Consider the following 14,101-nt stretch of genomic DNA (forward strand, 5'->3'; position numbering starts at 1 on the left):
CCTTTCCAGGATAGATGGGGATATAAAAAGGTTGGAGGAGAAATGTATGTCGAAAAATTTAGAAAACATGATGGAGGACTATTCCCTAGAGGCAGTTCCGGCAGAGATGAGAAGACCCTGGAGAGAATTGGCAGCAGTTGGAGCCGGGATCGGTTCCAGTCTTGCTGTATTACTTACTGGGGGTATGATCACCTATATGGCTGGATTTTGGATGGGGATGTTGGCGGCCTTTATTGCTTTTTTGGTCAGTACTTTTTTTACCATATCATTAGGCATCATTTCCTTTCGGGATGGTTATTCCAGTAATATCATTTCTCGGGCCTACGCTTTTGGCACAAGGGGTTCCGCATTTGGGTCATTAATTTGGGCGTTTATGATTATCGGTTTCCTTGGTATGGAAAGTGTTTTAATAGGAAATTCTCTGCTGTTTTACTTTGATATTGAACCCACTTTTTTTGTTAAATTTATCTTCTATTTGATCATAACTGGCATTTGGATTGTCCTCTCATTATTTGGAAATAAATTAGTTTCTCGTGTTGCTCAGATCATGATTCCTCTACTTTTTCTAATGCTGCTATTTATGGTGTATCTCCTTATGAATAAAGGATCATTATTAGAAGCTGTAACCCACGGTATCTTAATTCCTAACATGACGGCTGGTCAAGGGTTTGCGATTGCCTTGAATGCGACAATTGTTCTGGCAGGTCTTTTAGCGATTGTGGTTGCGGATTTTACCAGATTCTCCAAATCATCCAAAGATGTAGTAAAAGTCAGTGTAGTTTCTAACTTTTCTTTATATGGTGTAACCATGGTGTTTGGAGCCATAATCACATATTTTGGCTATCAAATTACAATGGATTATTTTTTAGATCAAGGAATGAAACCAGGTGCAGCCGGAATGGCAGCTATTACCAATCCGGGGATTATGCTTGTACTTGGCGGTGGTGTTTGGGGGCTTTTGACGATTATTTTTTCCCAGTCCAAGGTACAGGTTGGGAATTCCTATGAAGGGGCACTTGCTCTAGTTAACCTGTTCGACACCGGTTTTAATTGGCGTCCTGGCAGGGCGGTGATGGTGGTGTTGGCGAATATTACCTCCCTGCTATTTATCTTTGGAAACATTCTTCATTATATTGAAACCTTTTTAACATTTGGCAGTGTGCTGTTATGTGTCTGGGTAACGATTGTGTTAACGGACTACTACGTCATTAGGGGCAAAATGAAAATCGGAAAGCAGGGCATTGAGGATCTTGCCAATATACCAGCAGTTAATTGGAAGGGGCTCTTGACGCTTGTTGTTAGTACAATCATTGGCATGTTCTTTTATCAATTAAATTGGTTTGGGGTTCCATTTATGATCGCAACGCCAATTGCATTTGTACTTTATACCGGACTTAGTTTACTGAAGGTTCAGTCTGCAGTGCCAGAGGAAAGTCAGGTGGATATTTAGAAAATTAGGATGATATCTAAATTAGTACAATGTTATTTAGTCGTTTAATCAACATTGCTTTATTATCATACATCACTTTTTTAAAAATTTAGAATGGGAGAGATGAAGAATGTGTATTAATTTCGAATTAACTGCTGAGCAAAAGAAATGGAAGCAAATTTGTAAGGAGTTAGCAAAAGATTTTGCTGAACGAGCAGCAGAGCATGATCGGGAGCGGACTTCTCCCTCTGAAAACTATAAAAAATTATATGATGCAGGTTTGTTTGGACTGACGATCCCCAAAAAATATGGTGGTCTTGGTTCCGGCTTTTTAGGCTATACGATTGCGATTGAAGAGTTAGCGCAAGGATGTGCGGCCACGGCCATGTCATGGAACATGCATGCTTCAGGTACGGCAGCGATCATGGAGAACCCGGAAATTCCGGAGGAAAAGAAACAATATGTCGCAGATTTGGTGATCAAGGAAGGGAAACTGCTTTGTCAATCAGTATCTGAGCCGACTTCTTCCAGTTTAATTGGCCAATCTTATACCCCTTCATTAATGGCTAAAAAAGTTCAGGGCGGCTATCTATTAAATGGTAAAAAAGCATTTGCATCCATGTTTGAAGCGAGTGATTATGTATACCTTTTTGCTCATCCGGAAGCAGATCCAAATCCGCAAAGCAGCATCGGTTTCTTTGTTCCGACGGATTCAGAAGGAATTAAGGTGCATGATGTGTGGGATACGCTGGGCATGCGCGCTACCCGTAGTAATACGGTTGAATACAACAATGTTTTTATACCGGAAAGTCAAGTGTTGCATAAAACCGAGGCCTTTTTAGAATCGTTTATTTTAAAAAACGCGGCGTGGGCGTTTGGAACGTTTGCTTCAATGTACTACGGAATTGGGCGGGGAATCGCGAATTGGGTGAAAGAAACTTTGACTACCCGCAAACCAAAAGGATACGCACAGCCGATGGGCTATCATCCTTCTATGCGTCTACGTGCTGGTGAAATTTTTTCCGAAATGGAAGCAGCTCGGTTAATGGTTTATTATGCTGCTTGGACTCATGATACGAAAGGACCGGGGCCTGAAACGTATGCAGCTTGTTTAAGAGCAAAGTATATTATGATGCAGGCGGTCAGCAAAACAGTCCGATCAGCGTCTATCGCTTGCGGCGCACATGGGTTAATCAAAGGGTTACCGTTTGAGAGAATGGTTCGCGATGCTTTTACAGCTCCTATAATGCCGCCGAATGAAGATGCTGTTTTAGATCAAATCGGTGTCATTGATTTGGGACTGGATCCAGCTGAATTAGCACCATTTTTAAAGGAGGAGGAGGCTGATGAAACTGCAGCGGTTAACTAATAAAGTTGCGATCATTACAGGAGCAGGAAGCGGCATAGGCCGGGCAACAGCCAAACGCTTTGCCGAAGAAGGGGCAAAGTTAGTCTTAAACGATATTAACCCGGCGGCTCTAGAAGGATTATTGACTGAAATTGAGCAGCCTGAAAATTGTGCCCTGGTCAGCGGAGATGTCGCGTTGGTAAGCACGGCGGCTTTATTGAGAGAAACTGCCTTAATGAGGTTTGGTCGAATTGATATATTAGTAAATAATGCGGGCATTCATTGGATTCAGGATATCACCGAGACCACTTCGGAGGATTTTGATCATGTGATATCGACAAATTTGAAAAGCATGTTTTTGAATTGTAAAAATGTCATACCGGAGATGATAAGTCAGCAGGGTGGGGTGATTGTGAATTTGAGCTCGGTTTCCGGATATGTGGGACAAGAAATGTTAGGCAAAAGTACGTTTCTGTATAACATGACGAAGGCGGCGATCCTTCAGTTGACTCGTTCGCTGGCGACACGCTATGCGAAAGACGGCATCCGTGTCACTTGTGTGGCACCGGGGGTTACAAAGACAAATCAAATAACCACGGAGCATACGCCTGATTTAGACGGGTTTTGGCAGGCGGTGGAGGGAGTGCAGCCACTTGGCAGATACGCAGACCCTATCGAGATAGCAAATTGTATTTTGTTTTTAGCATCTGATGAAGCTTCGTATGTAACAGGAACTTCCTTAGTGGCTGATGGCGGTTATTTAGCGCTCTAGAAAAGACGCTTTTCCAAGAAATGGAGGATGTTGAGGGTGAAAAAATATAAATGGGATGAACTCATCCAACCGGATCGGATACATCAAAAGTTGTATACTGATCCGGAAATATTTGCAGAGGAAATGACCAATATCTTCGGCATGACGTGGGTTTATTTAGCTCATGAAAGTGAAATTCCGAATGTCAATGACTATAAAACCGGCTATTTAGGGAATCGTCCGATCATTGTGGTGAGAGAAGACAGTGACAAGTTCCGGGCTTTGTTTAACCGCTGTACGCACCGTGGCGCAACAGTCTGCCGTACTCATCGCGGTTCAGCGAAGCTATTCACCTGTCCATATCACGGCTGGAATTTCAAGAACAGCGGTGAGCTAGCTGGTGTACCTTGGCCGAAAGCGTATGGAGAGGATTTTGATAAAAAGGAATGGGGGTTGAAGCAGGTAAGGGTTGAAAGTTATCGCGGCTTTATTTTCGGTACCCTAAATCTGCATGCTCCAAGCTTAATTGATTATTTAGGTCCTGCTCGTGACTATATGGACCAGTGGCTTGACCGCTATGATGGAAAAAGACTGGTAGTAGGGAATCCGCACCGCATGGTTTATAAAGGTAACTGGAAATTAACGTACGATAACGCGGCTGACGGTTATCATGTCATGTTCTCGCACCGTTCCCTGCTCGAGATGGGCGGAAGGCTGGGAGAAAATAAGGATATGACGTATTTTGCCGAAAATCCGGATTACAGTGAGATGAATGTTCAATATCTTGGTAACGGTCATACTCTTATTGATCAGCGTCCAAATTATAAAAATCCGGGCGATTATTGGAAACAACAGCGTCCGCAGCCGGGCAGGGAGGTCTATGAAGCGGCTATCAGGGAGCGCTATCAGGAAGAGGCGGATTCATTACTAGATCAAGCAATCGGAGCGCAAATGAATCTTAATATTTTCCCGAATCTCCTGTTTATCGGAAATCAAATTCAGGTGATTCAGCCGTATGCCGTCGATAAAACAGAGTTAACCTGGTACTCAACAACTGTTGAAGGTTTACCGGAAGAAATCAATCTGTTAAGAATGCGGACGCAAGAAGATTTCCCAGCTTTTGGAGAGCCGGACGACATGACAAATTTTGAAGAGTGTCATCTGGGCTTGACGATTCCGGAAATAGAGTGGATTCATACCGGTAGGGGACAAGGAGTGCCGGGGCGGCAAAAGGTAGATGAACGTGGTGTGATTTCAGGACCGGTTACAGACGAGTTGCATATCCGCAATTATTATCAGGAGTGGAAAAGGCTGATGAGTGGAGGTGTAGGGATTCAAGCTGCCAGAAAAGGAATGAAGGGGGTGTCGTCATGAGGAATAATGATAGTTCAAAAGTTTCCTACTATATAAATAAAGATTACTATACAAAATTAATAGACAGCATAAAAGACTGGGAAAATGAAGCGGGCTATGCCTCAAAGGAAACGCATCTTGAGATTGAGCGGTTCCTGTATCGTGAGGCTCGTCTCCTTGATGAAGGGAGGATGGAAGAGTGGCTGGACTTGTTTAGTTCCGAGTGCCTTTATTGGGTCCCAATTACACCCGGCGGCGGGAATCCACTGCAGGAGGTTTCTTTAGCATTTGATGACCGTAGGCGTCTAGAGGACCGTATTTACCGGCTGCGAACTGGCTATGCCTGGTCGCAAACTCCTCCTTCGCGGACAATTCGTATGATTAGTAATGTAGAAGTTTGGCAGGATGGCGGGGATGGTCACCTCAGAGTGAGGGCGAATTTTATGCTGAACGAGTTACGGAACAGCAATCAGAAAGGATATTCCGGCTGGTGCGGCTACCGTTTGAAAAAGGAAAACGGCTTATGGAAGATTGAAGTGAAACAGGTCAATTTACTCGATTCCGATCAAGGACATGAGAATCTGACTTTTACGCTTTAAAATAACTGAAAATTAAAAATATTATATAAAAGGAGATGGATATATGAATAAAACCCTGCATGTAAGTCACGATGGATTTATCTCTCGTCATCAATTATGGAGCAGTGAACAAATTGCCGCCGTTGAAAAAATTCAAACATCGATTCAGGAAAAAAATCTGCGTTTGATTCGGGTAGCATGGTCTGACCAACACGGCATCTCTAGGGCGAAAACCTTGACCATCCCTGCTTTTCAGGGAGCACTAAAGGAGGGCATTGACTTTAATACAGGTCCGCTCTTTTTTGACACGGCCAACGCGATTGTCTTTAATCCATTTGTGAAAGGCGGCGGCTTTGATTTAGAAGAAATGACTGGCTGTCCGAACTATGCGCTAGTACCGGACCCATTAACATTCCGCGTGCTGCCGTGGGCACCGCAAACGGGCTGGATCTTATGTGATGCCTATTTAAAAACGGGTGCTCCGCTGCCGTTTGACAGCCGTCAGGTATGCCGTAAAGCATTAAAAGAATTGGATGAAAAAGGCTACGATTTAATGTCAGGTCTAGAAGTCGAGTTTTCCTTAACTAAAATTGTGGATAATGAGATTAATCCAGAGTTATTAGGAGCACCGGGGAGTCCGGGCGAACCGCCGAAGGTCAGACCAGTGGCAAGAGGTTACCAGTATCAACTGGAAGCCCATAACGATGAAATTGATGAAATCCTCCAGGTGATTGTGGCCAACTTGGAAGATCTAGGGCTTCCGTTACGGACCATTGAAGATGAATGGGGGCCAAGTCAAATTGAAGTGACATTTGCGCCGATGCGCGGGATCGCTGCAGCTGATGCGATGCTTCTGTTTAGGACAGCTGTTAAACAAATTAGCCGCAGACACGGGTATATTGCGACCTTTATGTGCCGACCTTCCATTCCTGGTTTTTTCTCGAGCGGTTGGCACTTGCACCAATCTCTTGTGGATGCTGAAACAGGCGAGAATCTGTTTATCCCTGAAGTGGAGACCGAATCACTATCTGTTCTTGGCAAACAATATATTGCCGGAATTCTCAAACATGCTCGGGCATCTACTGTGTTTACAACGCCAACCATAAATGGTTATAAGCGGTTTAAACCAAATTCATTAGCCCCGGATCGTGCTGGATGGGGTGTAGACAATCGCGGCACAATGATTCGCGTCCTAGGAGGCTACGGAGATAAAAACACACATTTTGAAAATAGAGCGGGAGAACCGGCGGCGAACCCATATCTGTATATTGCTTCGCAGATTTTCGCTGGACTGGACGGCATTGAAAATCGCTTGGATCCGGGAGAAGCGAGTGATGAAGCTTATTTGGACGAACGTGAGTCGATTCCAAGAAGTCTGCAAGAAGCAGTAGACTCATTAAGTGAAAGTAATCTTTTTCAAAATAAAATGGGTCAGTTGTTTGTGGATTACATGATTAAGATGAAAGAAAATGAGATTTCCCGTTATATGACTTATGTGGAACAAGAGAAGGTGCAGGATTATCAAAATGTTGTGACTGATTGGGAGCATCGGGAATATTTTGAAATTTTCTAATTCCTTTTCCTACGATAAAAATAAAGGTGGGAATAAGATATATGCACACTCAGCCGATTGCAGACGTTGAATTTATCAAACAAATTCAACGTCTCCAAAAAAACATACAGGTTTACGAAGAGTTGGCAGAGAAGATCCGTAGCGCTGCTGTAATGGACAGAAGTATTTATTCAGGTGAGCAAGATTCAGATTGGCTCTCCATAAATCGTGAGGATTATGTTCAAATTATGGAAGTTCTTTCAAAACTTGATTTGTGGAAACCATGGAATCAAACCATTCAACCTCGGATTACGAAATAATTGTAATTTCCATTTGTGGGGATATACCTATCCCCCTTATAAACATTCATAAAGAACGAAATATACAATTTAATAAATTATTATAGGAGGAATAAAACTTTGTTAAAAAAGGATCATTTTTTACTTGGCTCGTTCTGCAGCAATTGTTCAAATGGGATGTCGATTACAAAAATACCTGAGAGATGGGTAAACTCATGGGACAACAATCTTAAGTTAGGAAAAATGCTCGATGAAGCTGGGATTGATTTCATGCTTCCGGTTGCTCGCTGGATTGGGACTCCTGGTGAAGAAATTGATTTTCATGGTTCAGTTCTTGAAACAATCACTTGGGCAACAGGGCTTTTAGCATTCACAAAAAATATAAATGTAATCTCAACCATCCATACCGCAGTTAACCATCCAGTAGTATTGGCTAAACAATTAGCTACCATGACCCAAATCGGGAATGGCCGTGTAGGGCTGAATATCGTTGCCGGCTGGCATAGACCGGAATACGAAGCATTAGGACTAGAATTACCTGATGACCATGAAACGAGATATGCTTATGCTCAAGAGTGGTTTGATGTGGTTAAGATGCTTTGGCAGGAAGAAGACTATTTCGATTGGGAAGGAAAGTATTTCAATCTTAAACGGGTGAAAAGTGATCCGCGCCCCACTGCTGATATACCAATCATAAACGCTGCCGGGTCAAAAGAGGGCCGTGATTTTGCGACCGGAAATGCGAATTTCTTATTTACCCCGGCAATTGATTTAGAGCGTTCTAGGGAAGAAATCGTTGCATTGAAGAATCAAGCTGCAGATAAAGGACGTTCAGTGGATGTTCTTACTTTTTCACATGTCATTTGCCGCCCGACTGAGGAGGAGGCGCTTCAATATTGGGAGTATGCAGCCAAAACAAATGCTGATTGGACAGCCGTTGATAATGTGGTAAATATGCAATTTGCCAATGCTCAGTCTTTTCCACACGATTTATTAAACTTAATTCGTGATCGTTTTGCTTTGGGACACGGAGGATTCCCGTTAGTGGGAACACCAGAACAAGTAGCGGATGGAATTACAGCAATGGCAGAAGCCGGATTTAAAGGAACTACCTTATCATTTGTTGATTATAACGCTGAATTCCCCTATTTTCGTGATCATGTATTACCGATTCTTGAAAAACGAGGATTACGTAAAAATAGTAATCGTTCTAATATTAACGTTTTGTAAGGGTTTCAATTGATAAAAAAATATAAAAAAAAGGGAGAGTTCTAAAATGGCAAGAATTTTACGAATTGGAAGAGTGGAGTTAAAAGTCCTCGACCTTGAAAAGTCAGTAGATTACTATACTAAAATTATTGGATTAGAAGAAACTGGACGGATGGGTGAAAGCGTTTACCTAAAAGCTTGGGATGAATTTGATCATCATAGTTTGATTCTAACGAAATCAACTTCACCCGGATTAGCCCATTTAGCTTTTAAAGTCGAAAGCCTACAAGACCTAGCTTATTATGAAAAGCAAGTGGAACGATTTGGATGTACTACAACAAGGATTTCAAACGGGACAAGAATAGGTGAAGGGGAAGCTGTTCATTTTATCTTACCTACTGGACATCACTGTGAACTTTATCATGAAATTGAACTTCTTGGAACAAAAGTTGGTACATTAAATCCTCATCCATGGCCGATAGGGACCAATGGAGTTGCTCCACATCGTCTTGACCACTGTCTATTGACTGGGGATGACTTAAAAACAGTAACCCGATTCTTTATTGAAGCACTTAACTTCAGACAAAGTGAAAAAATTACAACAGTGGATGGAGAAGAATTATTAGGAAGCTTTTTGTTTACTGGTAACAAAGCTCACGATTTAGCTTTTGTTAAAGGTCCTGATGCAAAGTTGCATCACGCTGCATTTTACGTTGATTCTCTCCATGATGTATTTAAAGCGGCTGACCTTTTATCAATGTATGAAGTACCTTTTGATGTAACACCAACTCGTCACGGTATTACTAGAGGACAAACCATTTACTTTTTTGATCCATCTGGTAATCGTAATGAAGCATTTGCAAATGGATATATCACATATGCCGATATGCCTACAATTACTTGGACAGAAGATAAGATAGGACAGGGGATTTTCTATCACCGCAGAGAACTATCTGAATCTTTTATGAAAGCGTTAACCTAATTTGAGTTTTTTGACTTTAATAAAGGGATGATAACTATGTTTAAAGTGAAATTAAAGGCAAGAAACCAACAATTTGAATATATTTGTGGTCCAAATCAAACACCTTTGAGAGCTGCACGAAACGAGTTTATCCCGATTCCAACAGGGTGTCAGCGTGGAGGGTGTGGAATGTGTAAGGTAAAAGTATTAGATGGAGAGTATATGCAAGAATTAGTTCGCTCACAAGAAGCTCTTTCTGATAAAGAACTAGAAAATGGTTTTGCCTTAGCATGTTGGATGAAAGCTAAAAGTAATCTTGAACTCATTACAGCAGAGGATTATGAGAATCTATTAAAAAAAACTAGTTTGGAAAAAGCGAAATAAAGTGCTCTAAAAAAACCTTGTTGTAAATTAGAAGGTAATAGTCAGAAGCGCAACAAAATAAACATTAACTTATGTTGTAATTAATTAGGAGGGTTCACTATGGATCGAAGAGAGTTTCGTAATACATTGGGAACATTTGCAACAGGAGTAACAATCATTACAATAAAAGGGGATAATGATCAAAAAATTGGACTTACGGCAAATGCATTTTCATCATTGTCATTAGATCCGCCTTTAATATTAGTTTGTATCGATAAAAAAAGTGATAGTGTGTCCGCTTTCCAAAAAGGTCGTCCATTTGTTGTAAACATATTATCAGAAGAACAAGAAAATGATTGCTGGATTTTTGCAAAAAAAGGTACTGATAAATTTGCGAATTCACAATTTAAAGTTTCTTCTGATAGAGTACCAATTCTAGAAGAAAATCTATCAACGATTGTCTGTGATGTTCATGAGGTTCTTGAAGGTGGTGATCACTACATTGTGACGGGGCACGTAAAAGATATTTCTATAAATGAAGAGAAAAAACCACTTATTTTTTATAAAGGGAGTATTAATAATCTTACAACCCCAACAACTTCCAGTAAATACTAAATATTAATCATGAGGAAGAAGAGATGTAGGTGCTTTGTAATGAAAAACTAGGTTTTCCAGTTTTGTGGGAATTTTGTTTAATTAATATCATCCAAACATATGGAGAATTCTCAGATGGCAAGAATTTTACGAATTGGCAAAGCTGTTTTAATTGTTATTTTTTCTTAGCAATTTTCCAAGTTATCAGGAAAAAAATGAAGATAGTAAGAGGGAATATCTTTTTAATATGGTGAAAATTTGCTTATAGGTGTGTTTTTATGAAAGATTTGGAAGAATAAAAGCTCCAAGATGATGAAATTTTTTAGTTGATTGCAACTTTTTTGGAATAACTTAATCCAATGTTTCTTTTTCGGGCTAAGTTATTCCAATTTAGATTCGCAAAAAACGGTAAACTAAGCAATATTTTTTTGTTTCTGGATTCTTATATAAAAAACCTTCGCTTGCGAGAGATGCTTCTACTTGAGAACGGGTCCCTCAATTACAAGATGGCGATTTATCTCTGAATAAAAAATTCGCTGTTACATAGGGACTTTATGGTATGGCACTTTTTGAATAAGGAAAGGTGATAATCCATTGAGTCAAAATATCAGTATGATGAAAGAATCGCTATCCGTATGCCTTCCCGATAAATCTTTCTTTGACATATGCCATGAACGATATGGTGTGAACAAAGGGGTCTACAATGTCATTGATGATTGGTTCTTTCTCCAAGGCTATCAAGATATTGAATCAAGAAGATATACAATCCTTAAATTTTTGGCCTTTTTACAGCATTATAATATTAAAAAGTTTGGAAAAGGCGGCTTAAAAACCAACTTGGAATCATTTATTACAATTTACAAGGATAGTGGGGTAGTTTAATTTGAATTCTTCAGCTTAGAAAGGTTCTCTAACAACCATCTCTTCCTTTGTTAAATTAAGTAATTTGCTCAACATATACAATGGTCCTTGGGAGCCGATAACGGTTTATACTAATCAAATTGGGTGAGCATTAACAAAACTGCAGTAATAGGCACTTTAGTTATGTTTGAGATTACCCTTTTTTTCTTACTGTGATACGAATGGTACTAAATGTATAGACTCTCTCGGTATTTCTGTAATAAAAAAAACGCTGAATACCAAAAAAATCACTTGGAATAACGCGTGATTTGGATAGTCGGGAGTGTGTTTTTTAGTATTTTCAAAAAAGGTCATGCAATAAATTGGGCGGGGCAAGGGATTCGTCATCCCGCTGACTCGGCGAATGCAGAGAGTCTATCAACAATAAAGGAGAAACGATATGTATAAAGTAGCTTTAAAGGTAAGAAACCAACAATTTGAGTATAATTGTACCCCAGACCAACCACCTTTAAGAGCTGCTCGAAACGAGTTTATACCATTTCCGACAGTATGCCAGCGCAGCGGCTGTGGGATGTGCAAGATTAAAGTTTTAGAAGGGGAATGTGAGCAAGAATTAGTTCGCTCTCATGACGCATTGTCTGATGAGGAACTAGATAATGGCTTTGCTCTAGTATGTTGTATGATTGTTAAAAGTAATCTTGTTATTATTTCGGCAGAAGATTACGAAAATCAGCAAAAAAAAGCTAGCCTGAAAGAGGCTGATTAAGATGCTATATCAAAAATACGCTTTAACCCAGTCCTTAGCATTGAAAATTCTTGAGGCAGTTACAAATAAAGCAAAAGAGTTTGGAATTAAAATAAATGCTGCCATTGTAGATGAAGGTGCCAATTTAAAAGCCTTCATTCGTATGGATGAAGCCGCATTACTAAGCTCAGATATTGCTCAAAATAAAGCTTATACTGCTGCTGCATTTGGAAAACCGACACATGAATGGTATCCAATGATAAAAGATGAACCTGCATTGTTAACAGGGATTGTTCATACAGATAAGCTTGTTGTTTTTGGTGGAGGTATTCCGTTAATATACAATAGCATTATTGTTGGAGGCATTGGTGTTTCCGGCGGTAGTGCCATAGAAGATGTACAATGTGCTGAAGCAGGCGCTAAAGTATTTGAACAGTATGCTTACCTTAATCTATAAAAGTATGTATAATTAACTAAATATTCGTAATATTCAAAGGGGGAGTATAACAATGCAAGTCCAAACTAAAGCAGTAGTTGAACCTATCGTAAAAGCATTTAATTGTTTACATTATATAGACGGTAAATTTGTTGAATCCGTAGATCGAAAAACATTTAATAACGTGAACCCTGTGACGGAAGTAGTTTATGGTACAGTTGCAGAAGGAAGCACACCAGATATAGATTTAGCTGTTAAAGCTGCTAAACGTGCTTTCGAAGGAGGACCATGGAGAAAAATGAGTGTACAAGAGCGTTCAAAAATTCTCCGCAAAGTTGGTGATATTCTTGAAGCAAGACAAGAAGAAATTGCACAATTAGAATCCTTGGATACCGGTAAGCATCTTAAATTCTCACGTCATGTTGATGCTCCTCGTGCAGCAGCAAACTTCCAATTTTTTGCTGACTTCATGCTGTCCGTAGGAACAGAATCATACCAGGATGAAGTTCATAATGCGTTTAACTACGGATATCGCCGCCCAATCGGAGTAGTCGGATTAATCCAACCATGGAATCTTCCATTATTCTTATTAACTTGGAAATTAGCTCCAGCTTTAGCTGCTGGGTGTACAGTGGTTATTAAGCCATCTGAATTAACTCCAATGACAGCAACAAAATTAATGGAAATTCTTAAAGAAGCTGGTGTTCCAGATGGAGTTGTAAACTTGGTTCACGGTTTTGGACCTGGTGCTGGAAGTGCTATCAACAAACATCCTGACATTTCAGGTATCGGGTTTATCGGTCAAGTATCAACAGGTACTAAGATCATGGAAGAAGCTGCTCCTACGTTGAAAAAGCTTTCTTTTGAATTAGGGGGTAAAAACCCTAACATTATCTTTGCGGATGTAGATATTGATGAAGTAGTTGCAACAACTATTCGATCAAGTTTTACAAACCAAGGGGAAGTTTGTGTATGCGGTTCAAGAATTTACGTTGAGCGACCAATTTATGAAGAATTCGTAGAAAAATTTGCAGCAAAAACTAGAGAATTAAAAGTTGGTAACCCATTTGATATGGCCAACGATCAAGGCGCTTTAGTTGCCAAAGTACACTACGATAAAGTAATGAGCTACCTAAAAATTGCTGAAGAAGAAGGCGGAACTTTCGTTACAGGAGGTAAACGTCCTGAAGGATTGGATAAAGGATATTTCATAGAACCTACTATTATTACTGGTTTAGATGAAAGCTCTCGCTGTGTTCGTGAAGAAATCTTTGGGCCAGTTGTTACAGTGATTCCATTCGACACAGAAGTAGAAGTAATTGCGGCAGCAAACGACACTCGCGTGGGCTTAAGTAACACAATCTGGACTAACGATATTCGTCGTGCACATCGTGTAGCTCAAAAAATTGAATCAGGTTTATCTTACATCAACTGCTGGTTCGTACGTGATTTAAGAACTCCATTTGGAGGTACGAAAGATAGTGGGCTAGGTCGTGTTGGCGGGGCTCACAGCTGGGAATTCTACACAGAATTAACGAATATTTGCGTTAAATTATAATTCTCTTTTCTAAAACCGTCTATGTTGCACGGTTTAGGTAGGATAGGCAGTGCAACAGCAATGA

At 40.3% G+C, this 14,101-nt stretch carries 15 protein-coding genes; all 15 read left to right on the forward strand.

Going from position 1 to position 14,101, the window contains the following annotated elements:
• Positions 1-46 precede the first annotated feature (46 nt).
• Complete coding sequence (locus B1NLA3E_RS09690; RefSeq protein WP_041580431.1) at positions 47-1,450, forward strand: purine-cytosine permease family protein; 1,404 nt, start codon at positions 47-49, stop codon at positions 1,448-1,450.
• 109 nt (positions 1,451-1,559) lie between these two features.
• Positions 1,560-2,798 (forward strand): acyl-CoA dehydrogenase family protein, encoded by a 1,239-nt coding sequence (locus B1NLA3E_RS09695; protein WP_015593666.1) that lies wholly within the window; start codon positions 1,560-1,562, stop codon positions 2,796-2,798.
• Positions 2,776-3,549 (forward strand): SDR family NAD(P)-dependent oxidoreductase, encoded by a 774-nt coding sequence (locus B1NLA3E_RS09700; RefSeq protein WP_015593667.1) that lies wholly within the window; start codon positions 2,776-2,778, stop codon positions 3,547-3,549. Before B1NLA3E_RS09695 ends, B1NLA3E_RS09700 begins: the two co-directional genes overlap by 23 nt.
• A gap of 27 nt (positions 3,550-3,576) precedes the next feature.
• The gene (locus B1NLA3E_RS09705; RefSeq protein ID WP_041580432.1) at positions 3,577-4,902 is read left to right on the forward strand and encodes an aromatic ring-hydroxylating oxygenase subunit alpha; all 1,326 of its coding nucleotides are present in this window, start codon (positions 3,577-3,579) and stop codon (positions 4,900-4,902) included.
• A complete protein-coding gene (locus B1NLA3E_RS09710; protein ID WP_015593669.1) occupies positions 4,899-5,480 on the forward strand; it encodes an aromatic-ring-hydroxylating dioxygenase subunit beta in 582 nt (193 codons plus the stop codon). Before B1NLA3E_RS09705 ends, B1NLA3E_RS09710 begins: the two co-directional genes overlap by 4 nt.
• 43 nt (positions 5,481-5,523) lie before the next feature.
• Entirely contained in the window at positions 5,524-7,032 is a 1,509-nt protein-coding gene (locus B1NLA3E_RS09715) for a glutamine synthetase family protein (protein ID WP_015593670.1), read from the forward strand.
• Positions 7,033-7,073: 41 nt separating this feature from the next.
• Positions 7,074-7,331, forward strand: coding sequence for a hypothetical protein (locus B1NLA3E_RS09720; RefSeq protein ID WP_015593671.1), 258 nt, complete (start codon positions 7,074-7,076; stop codon positions 7,329-7,331).
• 99 nt (positions 7,332-7,430) lie between these two features.
• Complete coding sequence (locus B1NLA3E_RS09725; protein WP_041580433.1) at positions 7,431-8,540, forward strand: LLM class flavin-dependent oxidoreductase; 1,110 nt, start codon at positions 7,431-7,433, stop codon at positions 8,538-8,540.
• Positions 8,541-8,586: 46 nt separating this feature from the next.
• Positions 8,587-9,501 carry a catechol 2,3-dioxygenase gene (locus B1NLA3E_RS09730; protein WP_015593673.1) on the forward strand — a complete coding sequence of 305 codons (915 nt, stop codon included), beginning with the start codon at positions 8,587-8,589 and terminating at the stop codon, positions 9,499-9,501.
• A gap of 36 nt (positions 9,502-9,537) precedes the next feature.
• A complete protein-coding gene (locus B1NLA3E_RS09735) occupies positions 9,538-9,864 on the forward strand; it encodes a 2Fe-2S iron-sulfur cluster-binding protein (RefSeq protein WP_041580434.1) in 327 nt (108 codons plus the stop codon).
• Positions 9,865-9,963: 99 nt separating this feature from the next.
• Positions 9,964-10,458, forward strand: a complete 495-nt coding sequence (locus B1NLA3E_RS09740; protein WP_015593675.1) for a flavin reductase family protein — start codon at positions 9,964-9,966, stop codon at positions 10,456-10,458.
• 573 nt (positions 10,459-11,031) lie between these two features.
• The gene (locus B1NLA3E_RS09750; RefSeq protein ID WP_051120139.1) at positions 11,032-11,319 is read left to right on the forward strand and encodes a hypothetical protein; all 288 of its coding nucleotides are present in this window, start codon (positions 11,032-11,034) and stop codon (positions 11,317-11,319) included.
• 418 nt (positions 11,320-11,737) lie between these two features.
• Positions 11,738-12,064, forward strand: coding sequence for a 2Fe-2S iron-sulfur cluster-binding protein (locus tag B1NLA3E_RS09755; RefSeq protein WP_015593677.1), 327 nt, complete (start codon positions 11,738-11,740; stop codon positions 12,062-12,064).
• A gap of 1 nt (position 12,065) precedes the next feature.
• Positions 12,066-12,500: a GlcG/HbpS family heme-binding protein gene (locus B1NLA3E_RS09760; protein WP_015593678.1), complete on the forward strand. Its 435-nt coding sequence runs from the start codon at positions 12,066-12,068 to the stop codon at positions 12,498-12,500.
• 52 nt (positions 12,501-12,552) lie between these two features.
• The gene (locus B1NLA3E_RS09765) at positions 12,553-14,037 is read left to right on the forward strand and encodes an aldehyde dehydrogenase (RefSeq protein ID WP_015593679.1); all 1,485 of its coding nucleotides are present in this window, start codon (positions 12,553-12,555) and stop codon (positions 14,035-14,037) included.
• Positions 14,038-14,101 lie beyond the last annotated feature (64 nt).

This window comes from Bacillus sp. 1NLA3E, assembly GCF_000242895.2.
GTDB lineage: Bacteria > Bacillota > Bacilli > Bacillales > Cytobacillaceae > Bacillus_BU.

Bases quoted from the DNA above. Each gene is read 5' to 3' on its own strand.
- B1NLA3E_RS09765 (WP_015593679.1), top strand. From the start codon at position 12,553: ATGCAAGTCCAAACTAAAGCAGTAGTTGAACCTATCGTAAAAGCATTT.
- B1NLA3E_RS09710 (WP_015593669.1), top strand. From the start codon at position 4,899: ATGAGGAATAATGATAGTTCAAAAGTTTCCTACTATATAAATAAAGAT.
- B1NLA3E_RS09715 (WP_015593670.1), top strand. From the start codon at position 5,524: ATGAATAAAACCCTGCATGTAAGTCACGATGGATTTATCTCTCGTCAT.
- B1NLA3E_RS09730 (WP_015593673.1), top strand. From the start codon at position 8,587: ATGGCAAGAATTTTACGAATTGGAAGAGTGGAGTTAAAAGTCCTCGAC.
- B1NLA3E_RS09690 (WP_041580431.1), top strand. From the start codon at position 47: ATGTCGAAAAATTTAGAAAACATGATGGAGGACTATTCCCTAGAGGCA.
- B1NLA3E_RS09720 (WP_015593671.1), top strand. From the start codon at position 7,074: ATGCACACTCAGCCGATTGCAGACGTTGAATTTATCAAACAAATTCAA.
- B1NLA3E_RS09695 (WP_015593666.1), top strand. From the start codon at position 1,560: ATGTGTATTAATTTCGAATTAACTGCTGAGCAAAAGAAATGGAAGCAA.
- B1NLA3E_RS09740 (WP_015593675.1), top strand. From the start codon at position 9,964: ATGGATCGAAGAGAGTTTCGTAATACATTGGGAACATTTGCAACAGGA.
- B1NLA3E_RS09755 (WP_015593677.1), top strand. From the start codon at position 11,738: ATGTATAAAGTAGCTTTAAAGGTAAGAAACCAACAATTTGAGTATAAT.
- B1NLA3E_RS09700 (WP_015593667.1), top strand. From the start codon at position 2,776: ATGAAACTGCAGCGGTTAACTAATAAAGTTGCGATCATTACAGGAGCA.
- B1NLA3E_RS09705 (WP_041580432.1), top strand. From the start codon at position 3,577: ATGTTGAGGGTGAAAAAATATAAATGGGATGAACTCATCCAACCGGAT.
- B1NLA3E_RS09760 (WP_015593678.1), top strand. From the start codon at position 12,066: ATGCTATATCAAAAATACGCTTTAACCCAGTCCTTAGCATTGAAAATT.
- B1NLA3E_RS09735 (WP_041580434.1), top strand. From the start codon at position 9,538: ATGTTTAAAGTGAAATTAAAGGCAAGAAACCAACAATTTGAATATATT.